Here is a 23,459-nt window from a genome sequence, read left to right as displayed (position 1 = left end):
TCGTAATCGCGTAGTTTACTTTACTTGTCGAGCAGAATGCGCAGCATCCGGCGCAGCGGCTCGGCCGCGCCCCACAGCAATTGATCGCCGACGGTAAATGCCGACAGGTATTCGCCACCCATCGCGAGCTTGCGCAGGCGGCCGACCGGCACCGACAGCGTGCCCGTCACCTTCGCTGGCGACAGATCGCGCATCGACGCCTCGCGCTCGTTCGGCACGACCTTCACCCAGTCGTTCGCCGACGCGAGGATGCCGTTGATCTCGTCGAGCGGCACGTCCTTCTTCAGCTTGATCGTGAGCGCCTGCGAGTGGCACCGCATCGCGCCGATCCGCACGCACAGGCCGTCGACCGGAACCGAGCCCGGCTCGCCCATCGCCGGCTTGCCGAGGATCTTGTTGGTTTCCGCGCCGCCCTTCCATTCTTCCCTCGACATCCCGTTGCCGAGATCCTTGTCGATCCACGGAATCAGCGAGCCTGCGAGCGGCACGCCGAACTGGCTCGTCGGCATCGCGTCGCCGTTCATCGCGGCGAGCACGCGGCGGTCGATGTCGAGGATCGCCGACGCCGGATCGGCGAGCTGCGCCGCCACCGCGCCGTTCAGCGTACCCATCTGCGCGAGCAGCTCGCGCATGTTCTGCGCGCCCGCGCCCGATGCGGCCTGGTAGGTCATCGCCGTCATCCAGTCGACGAGATTCTCGCGGAACAGGCCGCCCAGCGCCATCAGCATCAGGCTGACGGTGCAGTTGCCGCCGATGAAGTTCTTCGTGCCGTTGACGAGCGCGTCCTTGATCACGTTCAGGTTCACGGGATCGAGGATGATCACCGCATCGTCCTTCATCCGCAGCGACGACGCCGCGTCGATCCAGTAGCCGTTCCAGCCGGCCGCGCGCAGCTTCGGGAACACGTCGTTCGTGTAGTCGCCGCCCTGGCACGTGATGATCACGTCGCACTTCTTCAGGTCGTCGATGCTCGTCGCATCCTTGAGCGTGGTCTCGTTTTTCGCGAACGACGGCGCCTTGCCGCCCGCGTTGCTGGTGCTGAAAAACACCGGCTCGATCAGATCGAAATCGCCTTCTTCCTGCATGCGCTGCATCAGCACGCTGCCGACCATGCCGCGCCAACCTACGAGACCTACGTTCATGACTAACCCTTTGCTGGAGCTTCCCCGCCTTTTCCGCCCCCGGCGCGACCGCGCGGGGAAACAGGCGGGCACGACGGACGACGATCAGATTTTCGTGATCGTTTTCGTGATGATGATGGTGATGATTTTGCCGACGACGATGGCGCGCGCACCCGCACGGGCCGGATTGCCGTGGAGTTTCGAGACCGGGGAGATCAGGGAAGTCGCCATCGTTCGAGTCTACACAAACCCAAGTGGCCGCACAACGGCCGGGAAAGCCGGACGGACCCCGTTTCCGGGCCGTCACGCCGCTTTCTTTCACATCGCCTTCGGCTCGTCTTGCCACGACGAGCCGCGCCGGGCGCACGGCCCGCGTTGCCGGCTCGCGGCGCTTACAGCGCCGCGACCACCGCGTCGCCCATCGCCGCCGTGCCGACCTGCCGGCAGCCCGGCGTCGCGATGTCGCCCGTGCGGTAGCCCTGCTCGAGCACCGTTTTGACCGCGCGCTCGATGCGATCGGCCTGCTCCGCGCGATTCAGCGAGTAACGCAGCAGCATCGCGGCCGACAGGATCGTCGCGAGCGGATTCGCGATGCCCTTGCCCGCGATGTCCGGCGCCGAACCGTGCGACGGCTCGTACAGGCCCTTGTTGTTCTTGTCGAGCGACGCCGACGGCAGCATGCCGATCGAACCCGTCAGCATCGATGCCTCATCCGACAGGATGTCGCCGAACATGTTGCCCGTGACGATCACGTCGAACTGCTTCGGCGCCTTCGCGAGCTGCATCGCCGCGTTGTCGACGTACATGTGCGACAGCTCGACGTCCGCATATTCCTTCGATACGTCGATCATCACGTCGCGCCAGAACTGCGACGTCTCGAGCACGTTCGACTTGTCGACCGACAACAGCTTCTTCGCGCGCTTTTGCGCGGCCTGGAACGCGACGTGCGCGATGCGGCGCACTTCCGGCTCCGAATAGCGCATCGTGTCGAAACCTTCGCGCTCGCCCGCGAACGGGCCGTCGGGCGCTGCGCGCACGCCGCGCGGCTGGCCGAAGTAGATGTCGCCGTTCAGTTCGCGCACGATCAGGATGTCGAGGCCCGCGACCAGTTCCGGTTTCAGCGGCGACGCATCGACGAGTTGCGGATAGCAGATCGCCGGGCGAAAGTTCGCGAACAGCTCGAGGTGCTTGCGCAGGCCGAGGATCGCCTGCTCCGGGCGCAGCGCGCGCTCGAGCGAGTCGTATTTCCAGTCGCCGACCGCGCCGAACAGGATCGCGTCCGCTTCCTTCGCGAGCGCGAGCGTCGCGTCCGGCAGCGGGTGACCGCTTGCCTCGTAGCCCGCGCCGCCGACCGGTGCGTGTTCGAGTTCGAACTTCTCGTCAAGCGCGTTCAGCACCTTCACCGCTTCGTTGACGATTTCCGGACCGATGCCGTCGCCGGGCAGCACTGCAATCTTCATGCGTTATTCCTGACTGGGTAGGTTGTGGATGCCGGGCCTGTTCCTGCCAACGGCAGGCTTGCGAACACGCCCCGCCGGCGGGCGCGCGCGGCGCGCCCGCCCGAAGGGCGGCGTCAGCCGACCAGCTTGTTGTTCAGCCACGGCTGCTTCGCGAGCCGCTCGGCCTCGAACTGGCGGATTTTCTCCGCATGGCGCAGCGTGAGCCCGATGTCGTCGAAGCCGTTCAGCAGGCAATACTTGCGGAACGCCGTGATCTCGAACGGATACTCGCGGCCATCCGGCGCGCGCACGACCTGCGCGTCCAGATCGATCGTCAGTTGATAGCCGTTGAACGCGTACGTCTCGTTGAACAGATGATCGACCTGCTGCTCGGTCAGCACGATCGGCAGCAGACCGTTCTTGTAGCAGTTGTTGAAGAAGATGTCGGCGAAGCTCGGCGCGATGATCGCGCGGAAGCCGTACTGCTGCAGCGCCCACGGCGCGTGCTCGCGCGAGCTGCCGCAGCCGAAGTTCTTGCGCGCGAGCAGCACCGACGCGCGCTGGTAGCGCGGCTGGTTCAGCACGAAGTCCGGATTCAGCGGCCGCTTCGAATTGTCCTGGCCGGGCTCGCCGTGATCGAGATAGCGCCACTCGTCGAACGCGTTCGGGCCGAAGCCCGTGCGCTTGATCGACTTCAGGAACTGCTTCGGAATGATCGCGTCGGTGTCGACGTTCTCGCGATCGAGCGGCGCCACGACGCCGGTATGCACGTTGAATTTTTCCATGATCCGTCAACCAGATTGGAGGCCGGCCGCACGGGCCGGCGAAATCGAATCTCGAATCGGCGCGCTCGCGCGCGCCGTCAGTCGGCCGCGCGCTTGATCGCGCGGCCGGCGGCGTTGATGTCCTCGCCCACGCCGGCAACCGTGTTGCAGCCGGCGAGGCCGAGCACGAAACCCGCCAGCGCGAACATGGCGGCGATGCGCCGGAAAACCGATGCGTTCACGCTCACCCCAGCCGGCGAATGTCGACGAAATGGCCTTCGATCGCCGCCGCAGCGGCCATCGCCGGGCTGACGAGATGCGTGCGGCCGCCCTGGCCCTGACGCCCCTCGAAGTTGCGGTTCGACGTCGACGCGCAGCGCTCGCCCGGCTCGAGCCGGTCGGCGTTCATCGCGAGGCACATCGAGCAGCCCGGCTCGCGCCATTCGAAGCCCGCCTCGGTGAACACCTTGTCGAGCCCTTCTCGCTCGGCCTGCGCCTTCACGAGGCCCGAGCCCGGCACGACCATCGCGAGCCGCACGTTCGGCGCGACGCGGCGATTGAGCTTCTTCACGACGTACGCGGCCGCGCGGATGTCCTCGATGCGCGCGTTCGTGCACGAGCCGATGAAGATCTTGTCGACCTTGATCGCCTCGATCGGCGTGTTCGGCGTGAGCGCCATGTACGCGAGCGCGCGCTCCATCGCGTCGCGCTTGACCGGGTCCTTCTCGCGCTCGGGGTCGGGCACGCGGCCGTCGATCGACGTGACCATCTCGGGCGACGTGCCCCACGTGACCTGCGGGACGATCTCGGCTGCGTTCAGCTCGACGACGCGGTCGAACTGCGCGCCTTCGTCGGACTTGAACGTCTTCCAGTATTCGACCGCCTGATCCCATTGCGCGCCCGTCGGCACGAACGGGCGGCCCTTCAGGTATTCGACCGTCGTGTCGTCGACGGCGACCATGCCGGCGCGCGCGCCCGCCTCGATCGCCATGTTGCAGACCGTCATCCGGCCTTCCATCGTGAGCGCGCGGATCGTCGAGCCGCCGAACTCGATCGCGTAGCCGGTGCCGCCCGCGGTGCCGATCTTGCCGATGATCGCGAGCACGATGTCCTTCGCGGTGCAGCCGCGCGGCAGTTGGCCCTCGACCTTCACGAGCATGTTCTTGCTCTTCTTCTGCAAGAGCGTCTGCGTCGCGAGCACGTGCTCGACCTCCGACGTGCCGATGCCGTGCGCGAGCGCGCCGAACGCGCCGTGCGTCGACGTGTGCGAATCGCCGCAGACGATCGTCATGCCGGGCAGCGTCGCGCCCTGCTCGGGGCCGATGATGTGGACGATGCCCTGGCGCACGTCATTCATCTTGAATTGCGTGATGCCGTACGCGTCGCAGTTCGCGTCGAGCGTGTCGACCTGCAGCTTCGACACCGGATCGGCGATGCCGTGGCTGCGGTCGGTGGTCGGCACGTTGTGGTCGGACACCGCGAGGTTCGCGCTGATCCGCCACACCGGACGCTGCGCGAGCTTCAGGCCTTCGAACGCCTGCGGGCTCGTGACCTCGTGCAGCAGCTGGCGATCGATATAGAGCAATGCGGTGCCGTCCTCTTCGGTGTGGACGACGTGCGAATTCCACAATTTGTCGTAGAGCGTCTGTGCCATGGGTATGCGGGGTCGTTTGACTGCGAACTTGCGTTCGGGTGCAGTCGATTATGCCACGCCAAGCACGCACTTTTGTACCAGGCAAACGAAAAAACCCATAAAAAACAGTAAGTTGGGTGGTATAGCCGATACGGGTATCAAGATTACCCGGCAAACTCCGCGCCCGTGCGGCCCTGGCGAGCGCGCCGTGCGCTCACACCCATTCCTGCGGCTCGTCGTCGCCGTCGGCGAGCGTGAGCCCGTGCGCGGGCAGCGGCAGCGCGGTCCGGTAGCGGACCTGCTTCAGCGCGAAGCTCGACCGGATGTTCGACACGCCCGGTATTGTCGTCAGTTGATCGAGGATGAAGCGCTCGAGGCTCTTCATGCTCGGCACGACGACGCGCAGCAGGTAATCGGCGTCGCCCGACATCAGATAGCACTCCATCACCTCGGGGCGCTTGTCGATCGCCTCCTCGAAGCGGCGCAGCGCATCCTCGACCTGCTTCTCGAGGCTCACCTGAATGAATACGTTGATCCGCAGCCCGAGCGGCTCCGGGTTCAGCAAGGTCACCTGCTGCTTGATGAGGCCCAGCTTCTCGAGCGCGCGCACGCGGTTGAAGCACGGCGTCGGCGACAGGTTCACCGCGCGCGCGAGCTCGGCGTTCGTGATCCGCGCGTTCTGCTGCAGTTGGTTCAGGATGGCGATGTCGATCCGGTCCAGCCGGCGAGAAGGTGCGCTCATAGTGCAAATATTCCGAAAGCGGCGATTTTTCAGGAATTTATACGTTACCCGAAACCAAAACTCCAACCAAAAGAGATGCACATTCTGCGGCTCGATGGATAACCTTGATGGCTGTTGCCCCCGCAGCCGCCTCTTCGAACCCGCCCGCCCGGAGCCGCGCATGAACGACTTATCGAACGGAATCCGCCCGGTCCTCGCGACCGCGCGCCGCCACGACGACACCGATCCGCAGGAGACCGCCGAATGGCTGGACGCGCTCGACGGCGTCGTCGCGCACGCGGGCGCCGAACGCGCGCAGTACCTGCTCGCGCAGCTCGCCGAGCACGCGGCGCGCCGCCGGCTCGCGCCGCCGCCCGCGGGCGCGACGCCGTACGTGAACACGATCCCCGTCGACGAGGAGCTGCCTTACCCGGGCGACCCGCAGCTCGAGGAACGCCTCGCGGCGGTGCTGCGCTGGAACGCGCTCGCGATGGTGGTCCGCGCGAACCGCGCCTACGGCGAGCTCGGCGGCCACATCGCGAGCTACGCGTCGGCGGCCGATCTGTTCGAGGTCGGATTCAACCATTTCTTCCGCGCGGCGGGCGACGCGTCGGGCGGCGATCTCGTCTATTTCCAGCCTCATTCGTCGCCGGGCGTCTATGCGCGCGCGTTTCTCGAAGGCTTCCTGAGCGACGCGCAGCTCGATCACTACCGGCGCGAGATCGCCGGGCCGGGCCTGTGCTCGTACCCGCATCCGTGGCTGATGCCCGACTTCTGGCAATTTCCGACGGGCTCGATGGGCATCGGCCCGATCAACGCGATCTACCAGGCGCGCTTCATGCGCTACCTGCAGAACCGAGGCCTGTTGCGCACCGACGGCCGCAAGGTATGGGGCTTCTTCGGCGACGGCGAGATGGACGAGCCGGAATCGATCGGCGCGCTGTCGCTCGCGGCGCGCGAGGGGCTCGACAATCTCGTGTTCGTGATCAACTGCAACCTGCAGCGCCTCGACGGCCCGGTGCGCGGCAACGGCCGCATCGTCGACGAGCTCGAGTCGCAGTTCGCGGGCGCGGGCTGGAACGTGATCAAGGTGCTCTGGGGCTCCGACTGGGACGCGCTGTTCGCGCGCGACGCGACGGGCGCGCTCGCGCGCGCGTTCGCGCAGACGGTCGACGGCCAGTTCCAGACGTTCTCGGCGAACGACGGCGCGTACAACCGCGCGCGCTTCTTCGGCCAGGACGACGCGCTCGCGGCGCTCGTCGCGCATCTGCGCGACGAGGACATCGACCGGCTGCGCCGCGGCGGCCACGACGCGCGCAAGCTGTACGCCGCGTATGACCGCGCGGTCCGGCACGAGGGCCGGCCGACGGTGATTCTCGCGAAGACGATGAAGGGCTTCGGCATGGGCGCGATCGGCCAGGGCCGGATGACGACCCATCAGCAGAAGAAGCTCGACGTCGAGCACCTGCTCGCGTTCCGCGACCGTTTCCGGCTGCCGCTCACCGACGACGACGTCGCGCAACTGCGTTTCCACAAACCCGCGGAAGACAGCCCGGAGATGCGATACCTGCATGCGCGCCGGGCTGCCCTGGGAGGCTGTCTGCCCAGAAGGCGGACAGCGGCGACGACGGCATTGACCGTGCCGTCGTTGCCCTCCTGGGGGCAATTCGCGCTCGACGGCGGCCGCGAGATGTCGACGACGACGGCGATCGTGCGCATGCTCGGCGGCCTGCTGAAGGACGCGACGCTCGGGCCGCGCATCGTGCCCGTCGTCGCCGACGAGGCGCGCACGTTCGGGATGGCGAACCTGTTCCGGCAGGTCGGCATCTACTCGCCGCTCGGCCAGCGCTACGAGCCCGAGGACCTGGGCTCGATGCTCTACTACCGCGAGGACACGCGCGGACAGATCCTCGAGGAAGGGATCTCGGAGGCGGGCGCGATGTCGTCGTGGATCGCGGCGGCGACGTCGTACAGCGTGCACGACCTGCCGATGCTGCCGTTCTACATCTACTACTCGATGTTCGGCTTCCAGCGCATCGGCGATCTGATCTGGGCCGCGGCCGACCAGCGCGCGCGCGGCTTCCTGATCGGCGCGACGTCGGGCAAGACGACGCTCGGCGGCGAAGGGCTCCAGCACCAGGACGGCACGAGCCATGTCGCGGCGTCGACGGTGCCGAACTGCCGCGCGTGGGACCCGGCGTTCGCGTACGAGGTCGCGGTGATCGTCGACGAAGGAATGCGCGAGATGGTCGAGCGGCAGCGCGACACGTTCTACTACCTGACCGTCACGAACGAGAACTACGCACAGCCGCCGCTGCCCGCGGACCGGCTCGACGCCGTGCGCGACGGCATTCTGAAGGGCATGTATCCGCTCGACGCGGCGGCGCTGCCCGCCGCGCGCGTGCAGTTGCTCGGCTCGGGCGCGATTCTCGGCGAAGTGCAGGCGGCCGCGCACCTGTTGCGCGACGACTGGCGGATCGACGCGGCCGTCTGGAGCGTGACGAGCTTCACCGAGCTGCAGCGCGACGGCATCGCGGCCGAACGCGCGCGGCGCCTGTTCGGCGCCGACGATGCCGCGGATGCCGACGATGCCGCGGATGCGAACGAGCGAGCGCCGGCGCCGTACGTCGCGTCGGCGCTCGCCGCAACGCAAGGGCCCGTGATCGCCGCGACCGACTATGCGCGCGCGCTGCCGGAGCTGATCCGCGCGTTCGTGCCGCGCCGCTACGTGACGCTCGGCACCGACGGCTTCGGCCGCAGCGACACGCGCCAGGCGCTGCGCGCATTCTTCGAGGTCGATCGCGCGTCGATCGCGATCGCGGCGCTGCAAGCGCTCGCCGATGACGGGGTCGTCGCGCGCGCGGTCGTGCGTGATGCGATCGTGCGCTACGGCAAGCAGGATGCGTCCCGCGCGCCGCCTTGGGAACGCTGACGACGCGAGCTTGACGCGTGCGGCGGCAGCTCGATCCGCTTCGGCGGTCGAGCTGGGCGAACGTTTCGGACAACGCCGGGAATTTCACGCACGCAACGGCGCGCGGGCACGGGCACGGGCACGGATGCGGATGCGTGTGCGCGCGCGTGTGCGGCCAAGTGCGTGCCGTCGCGCAACGCTCGCCGGTGCATCCGGCGGTCGCACCGGCCCGCGCGACGCGGTGCAAATCGTGCGTCAGGCTGCGCTCGATTCGGGCCCCCGGACATCTACACGCACCGTCCGAGCATGAACGGATGCCGGCATGCGCAATCACGCGATCGCAAATCGCACGATCACGCGCGAGCGATATCGAACGCCTCGCCGACGGGCACGACGAATCCGGCTGGTAGCACGGCGCTGGTCCGACGATCCGCGCAACGTGCCGGGGCCGATGATTCAGCCATGATGCGGGTCGGGGCGCGCTGCGGCGCATGGGAACCGCCCGCGCGCAGGACGGTCTCGAACCGAATTCGCCGCCGGGCGTTTCCCGCTCCTGCGCTCGCCGACGCGATCGCAAGCGCGCCCTTGCCGCCTCGGCGAGGGCTTTCGTTCGCCGCCCGCCTTTCACGAGCCCAACCCCATCTGCTCCCGCCCCAGTTCGGTCAGATCGTCCGCCAGCGCACGCCCGGCGAAATCCGACTCGAAGTGATCGGCCGGAAAATCCGGCGGGCTCTCGCCTCGCAGGAAGCGCGGCAGTTGCCGCTTCAGATAGGCATCGTTCTTCGCGCAGCCCGGCGCCGACGCGATGTACATCACGTTGCTGTAACCGGTTCCGCGATGCGCATCCTCGACCGCATGCACGACGTCGCCGTGCCAGAACACCGCGTCGCCCGGCTCCATCGGCGGAATCGGCACGAGCGCCGCGAGCAGCGGCGCATGCCACGCCGGCAGCACCGACAGCGCGCGCCCCGGCCGCGCGCCGCACAGGTCGTCGTCGGGCACGTCGTCCTGCAGCGCGCGCAGCACGACATAGGCCATCGCGTTCGCGACCGGAATCAGTTGCAGCGTGCCGTCGCCCGGCCCTTGCGGCGTCAGCGCGGTCCAGCCCTGGAACGTGCGGAACATCGAGCAGACGGCGGGCGACGGAATCTCCTCGACGTCCGGCCGGAACGCCGCGTCGAACGGGTCGTATGCGCGCCAGTCGCCCGCGAGCACGTGGCGGTACACGCGCCGGAAGTTCGGTCCGAGCCAGCGCTCGACGGACCCGCCGTCGACGTGCGGCGACAGGCCGAGCGACGACGAGCCCGGCGGCCGCCGGCGGATGCGGTCGGCATACGCCGGCACGCGCGCCGGATCGAAATGCACCCGCCCTTCGCTTTGCGCGCGCCACAGGCGGTTCAGGAACACGCGCGCCTGCGTGAGCTCGGGCGACTGGCGCGCGGCGATCTGCGGCCTCGACCAGTAGACGCCGTAGATCTGCGGCTTGCTCGACGCGAGCGTGCCGAAATAGCGGTCCTCGGCGCGATGCGCGAGCTTGTCGTCGAGCCGGTTCGACTCGACGTACGCGGCGATCTCGTCGTTCCAGTCGCTCGCCCGCCGCACGTCGAACACGCCGCGGATCACACATGCGCCGCGCGTCCTGAGCGCGGCGAGCGCCGCAGGATCGACGCGGTTCGCGGCGATGTCGGCGAACCGCAGCACGGGGATCGTGTCGCGGCCTTGCGCGCGATCGGCGAGGATCGCGTCGGCCTGCCGCGCGATCTCGCCTTCCAGCTCGCGAAACACCTGCGCGCGGTTCGGCAATGCGGCGCGCAGCATCGTTTTCGTCGTGCGGATCGCCGCCGGCAGGTCTTCGATATGAAACGGCATCGGATGTCTCCTGGATCTGATCTGAATGGGCGCGGCGCAATGCAACGCGCCCATTCAGCGTAGATCGTCCGAACCATCCGGAGCGATGCAATCCCGCCAACTATCGATACGATGACGCCAACCGTCCGGATACCTGCTCGACGAGAATCGAATGCCCGGCCGCTCGCCCCGGCGCGGCGGCCAATCGACCAAGAATGCGCGCCGGCGCGACGGCCGCTTCGCGGCGCATGCTCGCCGCAAGACAGAGGCGCGGCCGCGCGCATGTCCGGCCGGACCGCGCGGTGCGATCAGCGCGCCATCACGGGCGGCGCGAACATGCAATGCCCGCTCGAGAACGTCTCTGCGCGATGCGCGTCGCATAGCGATCGAGCCGTCTCGCGCGAGCGCCGCGTGCTCGAGGCCGCCGCGGCATCATAGGCGGCCATCGCCACGAGCGCGCGTCCAGCCGAACGACGCGCCGTCCGTCGCGCCGAGAGTGACGGGCCGCGCCCATTGCCGGCACTCGACCGCCGACGGCTGCTCGCGCGCGGGACGCAAGGCCCGCCGCACATTGCCCTCGGCGACGTCGGCAATCGCCCCCTCGATCGTCAGTGAACAGACCGGCGCAACGACAAGCCATCTCGCATGCCTACGCTCCACGCCGCGAAAGCAATGTCGAATGTCATGCGCTCATTCCAGACGCCGGCGTGGGACGCCGCTTGCCCACGCCGCCCAGGCCCCAAGCCCCAGGCCCGGCCACCGGCGCGCACGGGCGCGATCGCCGAAGCCCCGAACACCGGCCGGCGCACGGGCACCGGCGCGGCGGCGCACACAGCTACTCCGGCTCGTGGCAGCATACGCACAGCTTGTTGCCGTCAGGATCGCGAAAATACGCGCCGTAATAGTTCGGATGGTAATGGCGCCGCAGCCCCGGCGCGCCTTCGCTCGTGCCGCCCGCCTGCAGCGCGAGCGCGTACACGCGATCGACGGTTGCGCGGTTCGGCGCGAGGAACGCGCTCATCTGGCCGTTGCCGGGCGCATGCGGCGCACCGTCGAACGGGCGGCCGATCAGGAACAGCGGCCGCGCCGCATCGGCCGGCTTCCAGCCCGTCCAGCCGTGCGGATCGCGAAACTTGAGGTCGAGCCGCAACGCTTCCATCAACGGCGCATAGAACGCAAACGCGCGTTCGACATCGGTTACGCCCATGCAGACATGTGAGAACATTTGCGCGCCTCCAGTGTTGTCGAAACCCGACGATGATGCCACGCGCGCGAAACGCGCAAGCGGACCGAGGCCGACATGAAGCCGCGCTACGAACGCGTCGCGATTCCCGACGGCTGCTCGGTGCGCGTCTATCGGCGCCGGCTCGCGCGAATTCCATTCGAATGGCACCACCATCCGGAGTACGAGCTGACGCTCACGCTGAACAGCCGCGGCAAGCGCTTCGTCGGCGATCACGCCGCCGATTACGCGGGCGACGATCTCGTGCTCGTGCCGCCGAACCTGCCGCATACATGGACATCGGACGAGCGCCTCGATCCGCACGAGCCGCTCGTCGCGCTCGTCCTGTGGTTCGACGGCGACTGGGCGCAACGCGTCGCCGACTGCTGCCCGGAGCTTGCCGGCCTGCGCACGCTGCTGCGCCGGGCTGCGCCCGGGCTCGCGTTCGCGCCCGACGCCGCCGCCGACATGCGCGCCCGGCTGCCCGCGCTCGTCGATCGCGCACCGCGCACGCGGCTCGCGGCCGCGCTCGACGTGCTCGCTCGCCTCGCCGACGCGCCCGCGACGCCGCTCGCGACGGCCGCCGCCTACCGCGCGGCCGACTGCGCCGCACCCGAGGCCGAGCGGCTCGATCGCGTGCTCGATCTGCTCGACCGCCGCTTTCACGAGCCGCTGCGCATCGCCGAACTCGCGGCGCTCGCGCATCTGTCCGAGCGCTCGCTGCAGCGGCGCTTCGCGCAGCATGTCGGCGAGAGCATCGCACGCTACCTGCAGCGGCTGCGGCTCGCGCACGCCGCGCGGCTGCTCGCTTCGACCGACTGGCCCGTGTCGCTCGTCGCGGTGCGCTCCGGCTACGCGAACCTCGCGAATTTCAACCGGCAGTTCCTCGCCGCGCGCCGGATGACACCGCGCGCGTACCGGCAATTCCTCGCCGCGCACGGCCGCGCGCCCGACGACGCGCGGGCGCACGAGGCAGGCATCGACGTGCGCCCGCGATCGCTCGACCACCGCCCGCCGCGCGCGGGGAAAATCAAAATCGGCCGCTGAATCGGCCGCCGAAAGCGAAACACCCCGGCGGGCGAACCCGTCGGGGTGTTTCATTGCACGTTACGCGCACCGCGCGCGGCGAACCGCCCGCACGCACCGCGCGCCGCCGATCAGCGCTGATCGATCGGCTTCGCCGCGCGCGGCGTTTCGCCGATGAAGAGCTGCCGCGGACGGCCGATCTTCTGCTCGGGATCGGCGATCATCTCGTTCCACTGCGCGATCCAGCCGACCGTGCGCGCCATCGCGAAGATGCAGGTGAACATCGACGTCGGGATGCCGAGCGCGCGCTGGACGATGCCCGAGTAGAAGTCGACGTTCGGGTACAGCTTGCGCGACACGAAGTACTCGTCTTCGAGCGCGATCTTCTCGAGCTGCATCGCGAGCTTGAACAGCGGATCGTCGTGCAGGCCGAGCTCGTTGAGCACTTCGTAGCACGTTTCGCGCATCAGCTTCGCGCGCGGATCGTAGTTCTTGTACACGCGGTGGCCGAAGCCCATCAGCTTCACGCCCGAGTTCTTGTCCTTCACCTGCTTGATGAACTCGGGAATGTTGTCCGGCGTGCCGATCTGCTCGAGCATGTTCAGCGCCGCTTCGTTCGCGCCGCCGTGCGCCGGGCCCCACAGACACGCGATGCCGGCCGCGATGCACGCGAACGGATTCGCGCCCGACGAGCCCGCGAGACGGACCGTCGACGTCGACGCGTTCTGCTCGTGGTCGGCGTGCAGGATCAGGATGCGGTCGAGCGCGCGGACGAGCACGTCGTTGACCTTGTACTCTTCGCACGGGTTCGCGAACATCATGCGCATGAAGTTCGCGCTGTACGACAGATCGTTGCGCGGATAGACGAACGGCTGGCCGATGCTGTACTTGTACGCCATCGCGACGAGCGTCGGCAGCTTCGCGATCATGCGGATCGCCGACACTTCGCGGTGACGCGGATCGTTGATGTCGAGCGAGTCGTGGTAGAACGCGGACAGCGCGCCGACCGCGGCGACGAGAATCGCCATCGGGTGCGCGTCGCGGCGGAAACCGCGAAAGAAGAACTGCATCTGCTCGTGCACCATCGTGTGCTTCGTGACGGTGGCGACGAACTCCTTCTTCTGCGCGGCGTTCGGCAGCTCGCCCTTGAGCAGCAGATAGCAGGATTCGAGGAAGTCCGCGTTTTGCGCGAGATTGTCGATCGGGTAGCCGCGGTACAGCAGTTCGCCCTTGTCGCCGTCGATGTACGTGATCGCCGAGTTGCACGACGCCGTCGACATGAAGCCCGGGTCATACGTGAACTTGCCGGTCTGGCCGTACAGCTTGCGGATATCGATCACGTCGGGGCCCATCGTACCCTTGTAGATCGGCAGTTCGACGCTCGGCGAATTGTCGCTGAACGATAGCGTGGCTTTAACATCAGACGGGGTCATGACACATCCTCAATCGAAAATAGAAACGGATTCGATAACGGGCACAACGCTCTCAAACGCTGCGCAGCATCTCCAGCAGCCTGGACATGTCCGGGCCGGCAAGGTCGCCCTCTGGTTCCTTGCGCGCGAGCAGCAAGTCCATCAGGTCGTTGTCGCTTAGATCCAGCAGGCGCGACAGTGCGCTCACGTCTGCGTCGCTGAGGTCGTGCTCGTGTCTGGCGAAGAAACGCTCGAAAATCAGATCGTTCTCCAGCAGACCGCGCCGCGCGCGCCAGCGAAGCCGCGCGCGGCGATGCGGGTCGGATTGATGCGACGATTCGCTCATGTCAGACCGTGCGGCGAACCATCAATTCCTTGATCTTGCCGATCGCCTTCGTCGGGTTCAGGCCCTTCGGGCACACGTCGACGCAGTTCATGATCGTGTGGCAGCGGAACAGACGGTACGGATCGTCGAGGTTGTCGAGGCGCTCGCCCGTCGCGCGATCGCGGCTGTCCGCGATGAAGCGATACGCCTGCAGCAGGCCCGCCGGGCCGACGAACTTGTCCGGATTCCACCAGAAGCTCGGGCACGACGTCGAGCAGCTCGCGCACAGAATGCACTCGTACAGGCCGTCGAGCTCATCGCGCTCTTCCGGCGACTGCAGGCGCTCCTTCTCGGGCGGCGGCTCGTCGTTGATCAGGTACGGACGGATCGAGTGGTACTGGTTGAAGAACTGCGTGAAATCGCAGATCAGGTCGCGCACGACGGGCAGGCCCGGCAGCGGACGCAGCACGATCTTCTGCGGCAGGTCGTTCAGGTTCGTCAGGCACGCGAGGCCGTTCTTGCCGTTGATGTTCATCGCGTCCGAGCCGCACACGCCTTCGCGGCACGAGCGGCGGAACGACAGCGTCTCGTCGACCGACTTCAGCTTGACGAGCGCATCGAGCAGCATCCGCTCGTGCTGGATCTCCAGCTCGTACGTCTGCATGCGCGGCGCGGCGTCCTTGTCCGGATCGTAGCGGTAGATTTCAAAAATGCGTTTGGCCATTTCAGATTCCTTTGCGCTGGCTTAGAACGTACGCGCCTTCGGCGGCACGGACTCGACCGTCAGCGGCTTCATTTGGACGGGCTTGTAGTCGAGGCGATCGCCTTCGCTGTACCACAGCGTGTGACGCAGCCAGTTCTCGTCGTCGCGGTGCTCGTAATCGCTGTGCGCGTGCGCGCCGCGGCTTTCCTTGCGCGCTTCCGCCGACACCATCGTCGCGCGCGCGACCTCGATCAGGTTCGCCAGTTCGAGCGCTTCGACGCGCGCGGTGTTGAACACCTTCGACTTGTCCTTCAGGTGGACGCTGGCAGCGCGCTCCTTCAGGCCCGCCATCTGCTCGACGCCTTCCTTGAGCAACGCGGACGTGCGGAACACGCCGGCGTGCTTCTGCATCGTCGCGCGGATGTCGTTCGCGATGTCCTGCGTGTACTCGCCCGACGTCGACTTCTCGAGCTTCGCGAGGCGCGACAGCGAGAATTCGGCGGCGTCGGCCGGCAGCGGCTTGTGCTCCTTCTGGTTCTTCACGTGCTCGACGATGTGGTTGCCGGCCGCGCGGCCGAACACGACGAGGTCGAGCAGCGAGTTCGTGCCGAGACGGTTCGCGCCGTGCACGGACACGCACGAGCATTCGCCCACCGCGTAGAAGCCGTTGATCGGCTCCTTGTGATCGCGCGACGTGCCCACCACCTGGCCGTGGATGTTGGTCGGGATGCCGCCCATCTGGTAGTGGATCGTCGGCACGACGGGAATCGGTTCCTTGATGCAGTCGACGTTCGCGAACTTCAGCGCGATTTCGCGGATCGACGGCAGACGCTTCATGATCGTCTCCGCGCCGATGTGCGACAGGTCGAGCAGCACGTGATCCTTGTTCGGGCCCACGCCGCGGCCTTCCTTGATTTCCTGGTCCATCGAGCGCGACACGAAATCGCGCGGCGCCAGATCCTTCAGCGTCGGCGCGTAGCGCTCCATGAAGCGCTCGCCGTTCGCGTTGCGCAGAATGCCGCCTTCGCCGCGCACGCCTTCGGTGATCAGCACGCCCGCGCCCGCGACGCCCGTCGGGTGGAATTGCCAGAACTCCATGTCCTGCAGCGCGATGCCCGAGCGGGCCGCCATGCCGAGGCCGTCGCCGGTGTTGATGAACGCGTTGGTCGACGCCGCGAAGATCCGGCCCGCGCCGCCCGTGGCGAACAGCGTGGTCTTGCCTTCGAGGATGTAGACGTCGCCCGTTTCCATTTCGAGGGCCGTCACGCCGAGCACGTCGCCGTCCGCGTCGCGGATCAGGTCGAGCGCCATCCATTCGACGAAGAACTGCGTCTTCGCCGCGACGTTCTGCTGGTACAGCGTGTGCAGCAGCGCGTGGCCGGTGCGGTCGGCCGCCGCGCACGCGCGCTGAACCGGCTTCTCGCCGTAGTTGGCCGTGTGGCCGCCGAACGGACGCTGGTAGATCGTGCCGTCCGCGTTACGGTCGAACGGCATGCCGAAGTGCTCGAGCTCGTACACGACGTTCGGCGCTTCGCGGCACATGAACTCGATCGCGTCCTGGTCGCCGAGCCAGTCGGAGCCCTTGATCGTGTCGTAGAAGTGGTAGTGCCAGTTGTCTTCGCTCATGTTGCCGAGCGACGCGCCGATCCCGCCTTGCGCGGCGACCGTGTGCGAACGGGTCGGGAACACCTTCGACAGCACGCATACGGAGAGGCCCGCGCGCGACAGTTGCAGCGACGCGCGCATCCCCGAGCCGCCCGCGCCGACGATCACCACGTCGAACTTGCGACGCGGCAGGGAAGTTTTGATTGCAGCCATTCTTTAAACTCTCCAGAGAATCTGCGCAGCGTAGCCCGCGCACGCGAGCAGCCAGACGATCGTCAGCGATTGCAGCAGCAGGCGCACGCCGACGGGCTTGACGTAGTCCATCCAGATGTCGCGCACGCCGACCCATGCGTGGTAGAAGAGCGAAAGCAGCGTGACGAAGGTCGCGAGCTTCATCCATTGCGTCGCGAAGATCGACGCCCAGCCCTCGTACGAGAAATCGCGCGCGGTGAAGAACCAGACGAGCAGGATGACGGTGTAGATCGCCATCACGCTGGCGGTGACACGCTGCGCGAGCCAGTCGCGCAGGCCATAGTGAGCGCCGACGACGAGGCGCTTCGAGCCGATACGGTTATTCGCTGCCATTTTCTTAGAATGCTCCGAACAGTTTGAGCGCGACGGCGATCGTGAGAAGGGTCGACACCACGAACACGACGACCGACGTCTTCTTGCCGCGTTCCTTCGACACCGCGTCGTGGTTCATGTCCATCATCAGATGGCGGATCCCGGCACAGAAGTGGAACAGGAACGCCCACGACAGCGCGAGGACGATCAGCTTGACGATGACGTTGGAGAGAAAGGCCTTGAAGACTTCGAAGCTGAGCTCGGAGGTGAGGCTCTGGTCGAAGAGATACAGCAGGAAAGGAAGGAACAGGAACAGCAGAGCGCCGCTGACCCGGTGCAGAATCGAAACCCGAGCCGCGAGCGGCATCCGGTACTTGAGCGTGATGTCGCCGAACCCGATGTTCCGGTACTCCGGCCTCGGCTTTCTTACTGTTTCAGACATGCTAGACCCCTACTATGTTGTCACACTAATCCGTGATTTTAGCGCTTTTTTATTTCGCGCTGCAGCGAAAGCTCTGCTCTGGAGCGTTGCAATTCACGGTATAACCGCGCCGCGAAACGTGCTATGCGCGTGGGGCGCGCAATTACCTGTCGTTTCGCCTTACCTTGATTCAGGCTACGCCTTACCTTGAACCGAATTTCAGCTCAAATCGTTCTGATAGTAGTACCCGGTTGTGACATACCATCCGCGCCGCACTTCGACGGGACGATCGCCATACGTGTACGACACGCGCTCGACCGACAAGAGCGGAAAGCCGGGGGGCACGTGCAGCACGTCCGCGACGGCGGGCTCGGCCGCGATCGCACGGATCTTCTCGCTTGCGCGAATCATCCGCGTGCCGAATTCGCTCTCGAACATCGCGTAGAGCGGCCCCTTGTATTCGCTCAGGCGCTCGAACGTGAGCCCGCGGAACATCGCGCCCGGCAGCCAGATCTCGTCGAGCACCGTGTCGACGCCGTCGAACTCGAGCACGCGGCGAACCTGGACGACGGGGTCGGCCGGCTTCAGGTCGAGCTGGCGCGCGATCTCGGCGGGCGCGCGCATCCGCCGGCACTCGAGCAGGCGGCTCACGTGCGGATGCTCGGCGCCGTCGTCGGCGAGCAGGCGCAAGAACCGGAATTGCGCGCGCTCCTCGCTGTGGGTCGCGACGAACGTACCCTTGCCCTGGCGGCGCACGAGCAGGTTGTCGGCCGCCAGTTCGTCGATCGCCTTGCGCACCGTGCCCTGACTCACCTTGTAGCGGCCGGCGAGCTCGACTTCGCTCGGAATGATCTCGCCGGGCTTCCACTCGCCCGCTTCAAGGCTCTGCGTGATGAGCGCCTTGATCTGCTGGTAGAGCGGGCTGAAAGTCGGCGAAGGCGCGGCCGCGGCCTCGCCGCCGGGCTGCGTGGAGCCGGCCTGGCCGTTCTGATGGGGTGCGCTCGCCTGATTGGAAGTCATGGCGCGCATTTCATCACGAATCGCGCTTTTCCGTCCAGATTTTTCCCTCGAAAACATCTGTCTTATATAAGACATAAGATACCGTTTGACTTTACCCGCCCCGGCTCCTAAACTCCGGGGCGAGCAAGGGTTCGCGGGGCTGCAGCGCGTCCCGGGCCACGTGCCTCTGCCTATCTTCAGGCGTCGTCGCGCATGCATGCCGCGAGTCCTCCGCCCTGCTTTAAAGCAACGCTTCGCGTAACGCGCATAGAATGGCGTTTTCCCTAGCGTCCCACGCTCAATGTCCTGGAGATTTTCAATGGCTAAGCCCGCAAAGCGCGTTGCCGTCACCGGCGCCGCAGGTCAGATCGCTTACTCCCTGCTGTTCCGCATCGCGAACGGCGACCTGCTCGGCAAGGATCAGCCGGTCATCCTGCAACTGCTCGACCTCCCGCAAGCCCAAGCCGCCGTCAAAGGCGTCGTGATGGAACTGGACGATTGCGCGTTCCCGCTGCTCGCGGGCGTCGTGATCACGGACGACCCGAAGGTCGCGTTCAAGGATGCCGACGTCGCGCTGCTGGTGGGCGCGCGTCCGCGCTCGAAGGGCATGGAGCGCAAGGACCTGCTGTCGGCGAACGCCGAGATCTTCACGGTCCAGGGCGCCGCGCTGAACGAAGTCGCGAGCCGCGACGTGAAGGTGCTGGTCGTCGGCAACCCGGCGAACACGAACGCGTACATCGCGATGAAGTCGGCGCCGGATCTGCCGAAGAAGAACTTCACGGCGATGCTGCGCCTCGACCACAACCGCGCGCTGTCGCAGCTCGCGGCCAAGTCGGGCAAGCCGGTCGCGTCGATCGAGAAGCTCGCCGTGTGGGGCAACCACTCGCCGACGATGTACCCCGACTTCCGCTTCGCGACCGCCGAGGGCGAATCGCTGCTGAAGCTGATCAACGACGACGCGTGGAACCGCGACACGTTCATCCCGACCGTCGGCAAGCGCGGCGCGGCGATCATCGAGGCGCGCGGCCTGTCGTCGGCGGCATCGGCGGCGAACGCGGCGATCGACCACGTGCGTGACTGGGTGCTCGGCACGAACGGCAAGTGGGTCACGATGGGCATCCCGTCGGACGGCTCGTACGGCATCCCCGAGGACATCATCTACGGCGTGCCCGTCACCTGCGAGAACGGCGAGTACAAGCGTGTCGAAGGCCTGGAAATCGACGCGTTCTCGCGCGAGAAGATGGACGGCACGCTCGCCGAGCTGCTCGAAGAGCGCGACGGCGTCGCCCACCTGCTGAAGTAATGCATTTGGCCGGGCCGCCGCGGCGGCCCGGCCGAGTTGGCGGCCGGACATCGCGTCCGGCCGCCGGCCGCCCGAATCGTCCGATATCCGATTCGCACGGGCTTTGCCGCAAGCGCCGCCCCTCGAGCGCCCGGACAGAGCCCGCCCGAATCCGATTTTCACGCTGGCCCAGACCCTGACCTGACGCAAAAGAACAGATGTCCGCGCTCACACCCGCAGAAGTGCTGTACGAAGGCGCTGCGCCGCCCGCGATCCTGCCGTGCTGCGATCATTACGCGGGCAGCGAGAAGCTGATGCTCAAATCGCTCGCGCTGCAGGCCGAGCTCGGGCCCGTCTTCGACGTCACGCTCGACTGCGAGGACGGCGCGGCCGTCGGCCGCGAGGCCGAGCACGCGGCGCTCGTCGCCGCGCTCGTCGGCGGCGACGCGAACCGCTTCGGGCGCGTCGGCGCCCGCCTCCACGATATCTCCCACCCTCACTGGCGCGACGACGTGCGCATCATCCTGCGCGCGGCACGCCCGCCCGCGTACCTGACGCTGCCGAAGGTCGGCGGCGCGGCCGACGCGGCCGAGATGTGCGCGTTCATCGAGGCGTCCCGCATTGAGCTCGGCATCGCGCAGCCGATCCCCGTCGACGTGCTGATCGAGACGCACGGCGCGCTCGCCGACGCCGCGCGGATCGCCGCGCTGCCGACCGTCGCGACGCTGAGCTTCGGCCTGATGGACTTCGTGTCCGCGCATCACGGCGCGATTCCGGACGACGCGATGCGCGCCCCCGGGCAGTTCGATCACCCGCTCGTGCGCCGCGCGAAGCTCGAGATCGCCGCCGCGTGCCACGCGCACGGCAAGACGCCGTCGCACAACGTCACGACCGAGGTGCGCGACATGAGCGTCGTCGCGAACGACGCGCGCCGCGCCCGCGAGGAGTTCGGCTACACGCGGATGTGGAGCATCCATCCCGCGCAGATCCGCGGGATCGTCGCCGCGTTCGCGCCGCGCGCGGACGACATCGCGCGCGCGAGCCGCATCCTGCTCGCCGCGCAGGCGGCCGACTGGGGCCCGACTCGGCACGACGACGCGCTGCACGACCGCGCGAGCTACCGCTATTACTGGTCGGTGCTGCGCCGCGCGCGCTCGACCGGCCAGCCGCTGCCGGCCGAGTCGGCGCCGCTCTTCGGCGGCGCCGGAGAGCATGCGGCGCAGCGACGCGAGACATGAAGGGTGCACGGGGGCGCAAAAACTGAATTCGACACGCCAAATAGGTGAAAATAGCGGCCGCTGCGCGCTTCCGGGGCGCGTGCAGTTCCAACCCCACCCGGTGGACGAGCTGTGCGTCCGCCCTTGTTAACCGATTAAACGTAAGGTTCTGATTCCATGAAGAAACTGCTGATCGCCACTGTCATCGGCGCTCTGTCCGCCACGATGCTGGCCGCGGCGCCGAGCGCGTTCGCGCAGAACGCTTCGGCCACCGCGAAGAAGGCCACGCCGAAGCGCCCCGCGCCGAAGCGTCACCTGATCCCGCGCAGCAAGAAGGCGCAGGCGCGCGCCGCCGCGAAGACCGATCCGGTACCGGAAGGCGCGGTCAAGTGGGCGTGCAAGGACGGCCTGTCGTACGATCTGGCGGGCGACATGAAGCGCGACCAGATCGTCACGGTCCACTGGGCCAACAAGAACTACAAGCTGCCCCGCCAGCAGACGACGACGGGCGCCGACGTGTTCTATGACCCGGCAAGCGGCCTGAAGCTCGTCGTGATTCCGACGAAGGGCATGCTCTTCAGCGACAAGGACGACAGCCGCCTCGCCGACGAGTGCCAGACGCCTGAAATGGCGGCCGGCCAAGCGGTCGCGCCGACCCAGTCGAACGAGCTGAAGCCGTCGAACTGAGATCGCCCCCGACAGCAACCATCTTGCATGGGACCGGAATCGGCGCCGAGGCGCCCGATCCGGTCCACAGGAGCCTCGATGTCCGCCCCGATCCCGAACGTCCGGCCTGAGCCGGATTCAGTGCTGGTCGATATCGCCGACTACGTGCTGAACCATCGCATCGACAGTGCGCGCGCGCTCGAAACCGCGCGCCACTGCCTGATCGATACGCTCGGGTGCGGGCTCGAGGCGCTGTCGTATCCCGCCTGCACGAAGCTGCTCGGACCGATCGTGCCGGGCACGATCGTGCCGCACGGCGCGAAGGTGCCGGGCACGTCGTTCCAGCTCGATCCGGTGCAGGCCGCGTTCGACATCGGCGCGGCGATCCGCTGGCTCGACTTCAACGACACCTGGCTCGCGGCCGAATGGGGCCATCCGTCCGACAACCTGGGCGGCATCCTCGCGACGGCCGACTGGCTGTCGCGCACCGCCGTCGCGTCCGGCAAGCGGCCGCTCGCGATGAAAGACGTGCTCGTCGCGATGATCCAGGCGCACGAGATCCAGGGCTGCCTCGCGCTCGAGAATTCGTTCAATGCCGTCGGCCTCGACCACGTGCTGCTCGTGAAGGTCGCGTCGACCGCGGCCGTCGGCCGCCTGCTCGGCCTCACGCGCGACGAGTTGATCAACGCGCTGTCGCTCGCGTTCGTCGACGGCCAGGCGCTGCGCACCTATCGGCACGCGCCGAACACGGGCTCGCGCAAGTCGTGGGCGGCGGGCGACGCGACCTCGCGCGCGGTGCGCCTCGCGCTGATCGCGAAGACGGGCGAGATGGGCTATCCGTCCGCGCTGAGCGCGAAGACCTGGGGCTTCTACGACGTGTCGTTCGGCGGCAGGCCGTTCCGTTTCCAGCGCCCGTACGGCACGTACGTGATGGAGAACGTGCTGTTCAAGATCTCGTATCCGGCCGAGTTCCATGCGCAGACGGCCGTCGAGGCCGCGATGGCGCTGCACGCGCAGCTCGCGGCCGCCGGCCGCTCGGCGGACGAGATCCGCCGCGTCACGGTGCGCACGCACGCGGCGGCGATCCGCATCATCGACAAGCAAGGCCCGCTCGCGAACCCGGCCGACCGCGATCACTGCCTCCAGTACATGATCGCCGTGCCGCTCCTGTTCGGCCGCCTCGCGGCCGCCGACTACGAGGACGCGGTGGCGGCCGATCCGCGGATCGACGCGTTGCGCGCGAAGATCGCGTGCGTCGAGGACCCGCAGTTCACGAAGGATTATCACGATCCGTCGAAGCGCTCGATCGCGAACGCGCTCGCGATCGAGTTCGACGACGGATCGACGCTCGCCGAGGTGGCGGTCGAGTATCCGATCGGCCACATGCGGCGGCGCGCCGAAGGGATTCCGCTCCTGATCGACAAGTTCAGGACGAATCTCGCGCGCCGTTTTCCGGCGAAGCAGCAACAAGCGATTCTCGACGTGTCGCTGGACCAGGCAAAGCTCGAAGCGATGCCGGTCGATGAGTACGTCGATCTGTATGTGATCTAGCCGTCAAATACAGAGTTCTTTCCTAGCCT

Annotated in this window: 22 protein-coding genes; 6 read left to right on the top strand and 16 right to left on the bottom strand. The window is 67.2% G+C overall.

What is annotated here, in order from left to right:
- Positions 1–20 precede the first annotated feature (20 nt).
- The 7 genes from asd to BTH_RS03490 all read right to left on the bottom strand — a co-directional run bounded on the left by asd (position 21) and on the right by BTH_RS03490 (position 5,699).
- The gene (asd, locus tag BTH_RS03520) at positions 21–1,142 is read right to left on the bottom strand and encodes an aspartate-semialdehyde dehydrogenase (protein WP_009895845.1); all 1,122 of its coding nucleotides are present in this window, start codon (positions 1,140–1,142) and stop codon (positions 21–23) included.
- 84 nt (positions 1,143–1,226) lie between these two features.
- On the bottom strand, positions 1,227–1,352 hold the full coding sequence (locus BTH_RS34760) for a hypothetical protein (protein ID WP_009895844.1): 126 nt from the start codon (positions 1,350–1,352) through the stop codon (positions 1,227–1,229).
- Positions 1,353–1,513: 161 nt separating this feature from the next.
- Positions 1,514–2,581 carry a 3-isopropylmalate dehydrogenase gene (gene leuB / locus BTH_RS03510; RefSeq protein WP_009895843.1) on the bottom strand — a complete coding sequence of 356 codons (1,068 nt, stop codon included), beginning with the start codon at positions 2,579–2,581 and terminating at the stop codon, positions 1,514–1,516.
- Positions 2,582–2,694: 113 nt separating this feature from the next.
- Positions 2,695–3,345: a 3-isopropylmalate dehydratase small subunit gene (gene leuD, locus BTH_RS03505; protein WP_009895841.1), complete on the bottom strand. Its 651-nt coding sequence runs from the start codon at positions 3,343–3,345 to the stop codon at positions 2,695–2,697.
- 77 nt (positions 3,346–3,422) lie between these two features.
- Positions 3,423–3,572: an entericidin A/B family lipoprotein gene (locus tag BTH_RS03500; protein WP_009895839.1), complete on the bottom strand. Its 150-nt coding sequence runs from the start codon at positions 3,570–3,572 to the stop codon at positions 3,423–3,425.
- Positions 3,569–4,978 carry a 3-isopropylmalate dehydratase large subunit gene (gene leuC, locus BTH_RS03495; protein ID WP_009895837.1) on the bottom strand — a complete coding sequence of 470 codons (1,410 nt, stop codon included), beginning with the start codon at positions 4,976–4,978 and terminating at the stop codon, positions 3,569–3,571. Before leuC ends, BTH_RS03500 begins: the two co-directional genes overlap by 4 nt.
- 193 nt (positions 4,979–5,171) lie before the next feature.
- Complete coding sequence (locus BTH_RS03490; protein WP_009895836.1) at positions 5,172–5,699, bottom strand: Lrp/AsnC family transcriptional regulator; 528 nt, start codon at positions 5,697–5,699, stop codon at positions 5,172–5,174.
- 160 nt (positions 5,700–5,859) lie between these two features.
- Between BTH_RS03490 and mdeB the strand changes: the two genes are divergently transcribed.
- Positions 5,860–8,610, top strand: a complete 2,751-nt coding sequence (gene mdeB, locus BTH_RS03485; RefSeq protein WP_011400980.1) for an alpha-ketoglutarate dehydrogenase — start codon at positions 5,860–5,862, stop codon at positions 8,608–8,610.
- 603 nt (positions 8,611–9,213) lie between these two features.
- On the opposite strand, the gene BTH_RS03480 is transcribed toward mdeB, so the two are convergent.
- Positions 9,214–10,458 carry a DUF1479 domain-containing protein gene (locus BTH_RS03480; protein ID WP_009907322.1) on the bottom strand — a complete coding sequence of 415 codons (1,245 nt, stop codon included), beginning with the start codon at positions 10,456–10,458 and terminating at the stop codon, positions 9,214–9,216.
- Positions 10,459–11,272: 814 nt separating this feature from the next.
- Entirely contained in the window at positions 11,273–11,662 is a 390-nt protein-coding gene (locus BTH_RS03470) for a VOC family protein (RefSeq protein WP_009899333.1), read from the bottom strand.
- A 75-nt stretch (positions 11,663–11,737) separates the two neighbouring features.
- Here BTH_RS03470 and BTH_RS03465 point away from each other — a divergent pair, with 75 nt between their 5' ends.
- On the top strand, positions 11,738–12,706 hold the full coding sequence (locus BTH_RS03465) for a helix-turn-helix domain-containing protein (protein ID WP_011400978.1): 969 nt from the start codon (positions 11,738–11,740) through the stop codon (positions 12,704–12,706).
- Between the two features lie 110 nt (positions 12,707–12,816).
- Here the strand turns inward: BTH_RS03465 and gltA are convergent, their stop codons facing one another.
- From gltA to BTH_RS03430, 7 genes are all read right to left on the bottom strand, one after another.
- Entirely contained in the window at positions 12,817–14,118 is a 1,302-nt protein-coding gene (gene gltA / locus BTH_RS03460) for a citrate synthase (protein WP_009895831.1), read from the bottom strand.
- A 52-nt stretch (positions 14,119–14,170) separates the two neighbouring features.
- A complete protein-coding gene (locus BTH_RS03455) occupies positions 14,171–14,443 on the bottom strand; it encodes a succinate dehydrogenase assembly factor 2 (RefSeq protein WP_004528990.1) in 273 nt (90 codons plus the stop codon).
- 1 nt (position 14,444) lies between these two features.
- Positions 14,445–15,146, bottom strand: coding sequence for a succinate dehydrogenase iron-sulfur subunit (locus BTH_RS03450; RefSeq protein WP_009895822.1), 702 nt, complete (start codon positions 15,144–15,146; stop codon positions 14,445–14,447).
- A gap of 21 nt (positions 15,147–15,167) precedes the next feature.
- Entirely contained in the window at positions 15,168–16,943 is a 1,776-nt protein-coding gene (gene sdhA / locus BTH_RS03445) for a succinate dehydrogenase flavoprotein subunit (protein ID WP_009895820.1), read from the bottom strand.
- A gap of 3 nt (positions 16,944–16,946) precedes the next feature.
- Positions 16,947–17,315 carry a succinate dehydrogenase, hydrophobic membrane anchor protein gene (gene sdhD, locus BTH_RS03440; RefSeq protein WP_009895819.1) on the bottom strand — a complete coding sequence of 123 codons (369 nt, stop codon included), beginning with the start codon at positions 17,313–17,315 and terminating at the stop codon, positions 16,947–16,949.
- Positions 17,316–17,319: 4 nt separating this feature from the next.
- Positions 17,320–17,736, bottom strand: a complete 417-nt coding sequence (sdhC, locus tag BTH_RS03435) for a succinate dehydrogenase, cytochrome b556 subunit (protein ID WP_009895818.1) — start codon at positions 17,734–17,736, stop codon at positions 17,320–17,322.
- Between the two features lie 198 nt (positions 17,737–17,934).
- Positions 17,935–18,735, bottom strand: a complete 801-nt coding sequence (locus BTH_RS03430) for a GntR family transcriptional regulator (protein WP_009895816.1) — start codon at positions 18,733–18,735, stop codon at positions 17,935–17,937.
- A gap of 298 nt (positions 18,736–19,033) precedes the next feature.
- Between BTH_RS03430 and BTH_RS03425 the strand changes: the two genes are divergently transcribed.
- The 4 genes from BTH_RS03425 (at position 19,034) to BTH_RS03410 (ending at position 23,430) form a co-directional block, all read left to right on the top strand.
- Positions 19,034–20,017, top strand: coding sequence for a malate dehydrogenase (locus BTH_RS03425; RefSeq protein ID WP_009895814.1), 984 nt, complete (start codon positions 19,034–19,036; stop codon positions 20,015–20,017).
- A gap of 197 nt (positions 20,018–20,214) precedes the next feature.
- Positions 20,215–21,234, top strand: coding sequence for an HpcH/HpaI aldolase/citrate lyase family protein (locus tag BTH_RS03420; RefSeq protein ID WP_009895813.1), 1,020 nt, complete (start codon positions 20,215–20,217; stop codon positions 21,232–21,234).
- 156 nt (positions 21,235–21,390) lie between these two features.
- Complete coding sequence (locus BTH_RS03415; protein WP_009895811.1) at positions 21,391–21,900, top strand: hypothetical protein; 510 nt, start codon at positions 21,391–21,393, stop codon at positions 21,898–21,900.
- A 78-nt stretch (positions 21,901–21,978) separates the two neighbouring features.
- Positions 21,979–23,430, top strand: coding sequence for a bifunctional 2-methylcitrate dehydratase/aconitate hydratase (locus BTH_RS03410; protein WP_009895809.1), 1,452 nt, complete (start codon positions 21,979–21,981; stop codon positions 23,428–23,430).
- Positions 23,431–23,459 lie beyond the last annotated feature (29 nt).

The organism is Burkholderia thailandensis E264, assembly GCF_000012365.1.
Lineage (GTDB): Bacteria > Pseudomonadota > Gammaproteobacteria > Burkholderiales > Burkholderiaceae > Burkholderia > Burkholderia thailandensis.
Note: the sequence above shows the minus strand (reverse complement) of the source record. Positions and strands in the feature narration are given on the sequence as shown.

Bases quoted from the DNA above. Each gene is read 5' to 3' on its own strand.
- asd (WP_009895845.1), bottom strand. From the start codon at position 1,142: ATGAACGTAGGTCTCGTAGGTTGGCGCGGCATGGTCGGCAGCGTGCTG.
- BTH_RS34760 (WP_009895844.1), bottom strand. From the start codon at position 1,352: ATGGCGACTTCCCTGATCTCCCCGGTCTCGAAACTCCACGGCAATCCG.
- leuB (WP_009895843.1), bottom strand. From the start codon at position 2,581: ATGAAGATTGCAGTGCTGCCCGGCGACGGCATCGGTCCGGAAATCGTC.
- leuD (WP_009895841.1), bottom strand. From the start codon at position 3,345: ATGGAAAAATTCAACGTGCATACCGGCGTCGTGGCGCCGCTCGATCGC.
- leuC (WP_009895837.1), bottom strand. From the start codon at position 4,978: ATGGCACAGACGCTCTACGACAAATTGTGGAATTCGCACGTCGTCCAC.
- BTH_RS03490 (WP_009895836.1), bottom strand. From the start codon at position 5,699: ATGAGCGCACCTTCTCGCCGGCTGGACCGGATCGACATCGCCATCCTG.
- mdeB (WP_011400980.1), top strand. From the start codon at position 5,860: ATGAACGACTTATCGAACGGAATCCGCCCGGTCCTCGCGACCGCGCGC.
- BTH_RS03480 (WP_009907322.1), bottom strand. From the start codon at position 10,458: ATGCCGTTTCATATCGAAGACCTGCCGGCGGCGATCCGCACGACGAAA.
- BTH_RS03470 (WP_009899333.1), bottom strand. From the start codon at position 11,662: ATGTTCTCACATGTCTGCATGGGCGTAACCGATGTCGAACGCGCGTTT.
- BTH_RS03465 (WP_011400978.1), top strand. From the start codon at position 11,738: ATGAAGCCGCGCTACGAACGCGTCGCGATTCCCGACGGCTGCTCGGTG.
- gltA (WP_009895831.1), bottom strand. From the start codon at position 14,118: ATGACCCCGTCTGATGTTAAAGCCACGCTATCGTTCAGCGACAATTCG.
- BTH_RS03455 (WP_004528990.1), bottom strand. From the start codon at position 14,443: ATGAGCGAATCGTCGCATCAATCCGACCCGCATCGCCGCGCGCGGCTT.
- BTH_RS03450 (WP_009895822.1), bottom strand. From the start codon at position 15,146: ATGGCCAAACGCATTTTTGAAATCTACCGCTACGATCCGGACAAGGAC.
- sdhA (WP_009895820.1), bottom strand. From the start codon at position 16,943: ATGGCTGCAATCAAAACTTCCCTGCCGCGTCGCAAGTTCGACGTGGTG.
- sdhD (WP_009895819.1), bottom strand. From the start codon at position 17,315: ATGGCAGCGAATAACCGTATCGGCTCGAAGCGCCTCGTCGTCGGCGCT.
- sdhC (WP_009895818.1), bottom strand. From the start codon at position 17,736: ATGTCTGAAACAGTAAGAAAGCCGAGGCCGGAGTACCGGAACATCGGG.
- BTH_RS03430 (WP_009895816.1), bottom strand. From the start codon at position 18,735: ATGACTTCCAATCAGGCGAGCGCACCCCATCAGAACGGCCAGGCCGGC.
- BTH_RS03425 (WP_009895814.1), top strand. From the start codon at position 19,034: ATGGCTAAGCCCGCAAAGCGCGTTGCCGTCACCGGCGCCGCAGGTCAG.
- BTH_RS03420 (WP_009895813.1), top strand. From the start codon at position 20,215: ATGTCCGCGCTCACACCCGCAGAAGTGCTGTACGAAGGCGCTGCGCCG.
- BTH_RS03415 (WP_009895811.1), top strand. From the start codon at position 21,391: ATGAAGAAACTGCTGATCGCCACTGTCATCGGCGCTCTGTCCGCCACG.
- BTH_RS03410 (WP_009895809.1), top strand. From the start codon at position 21,979: ATGTCCGCCCCGATCCCGAACGTCCGGCCTGAGCCGGATTCAGTGCTG.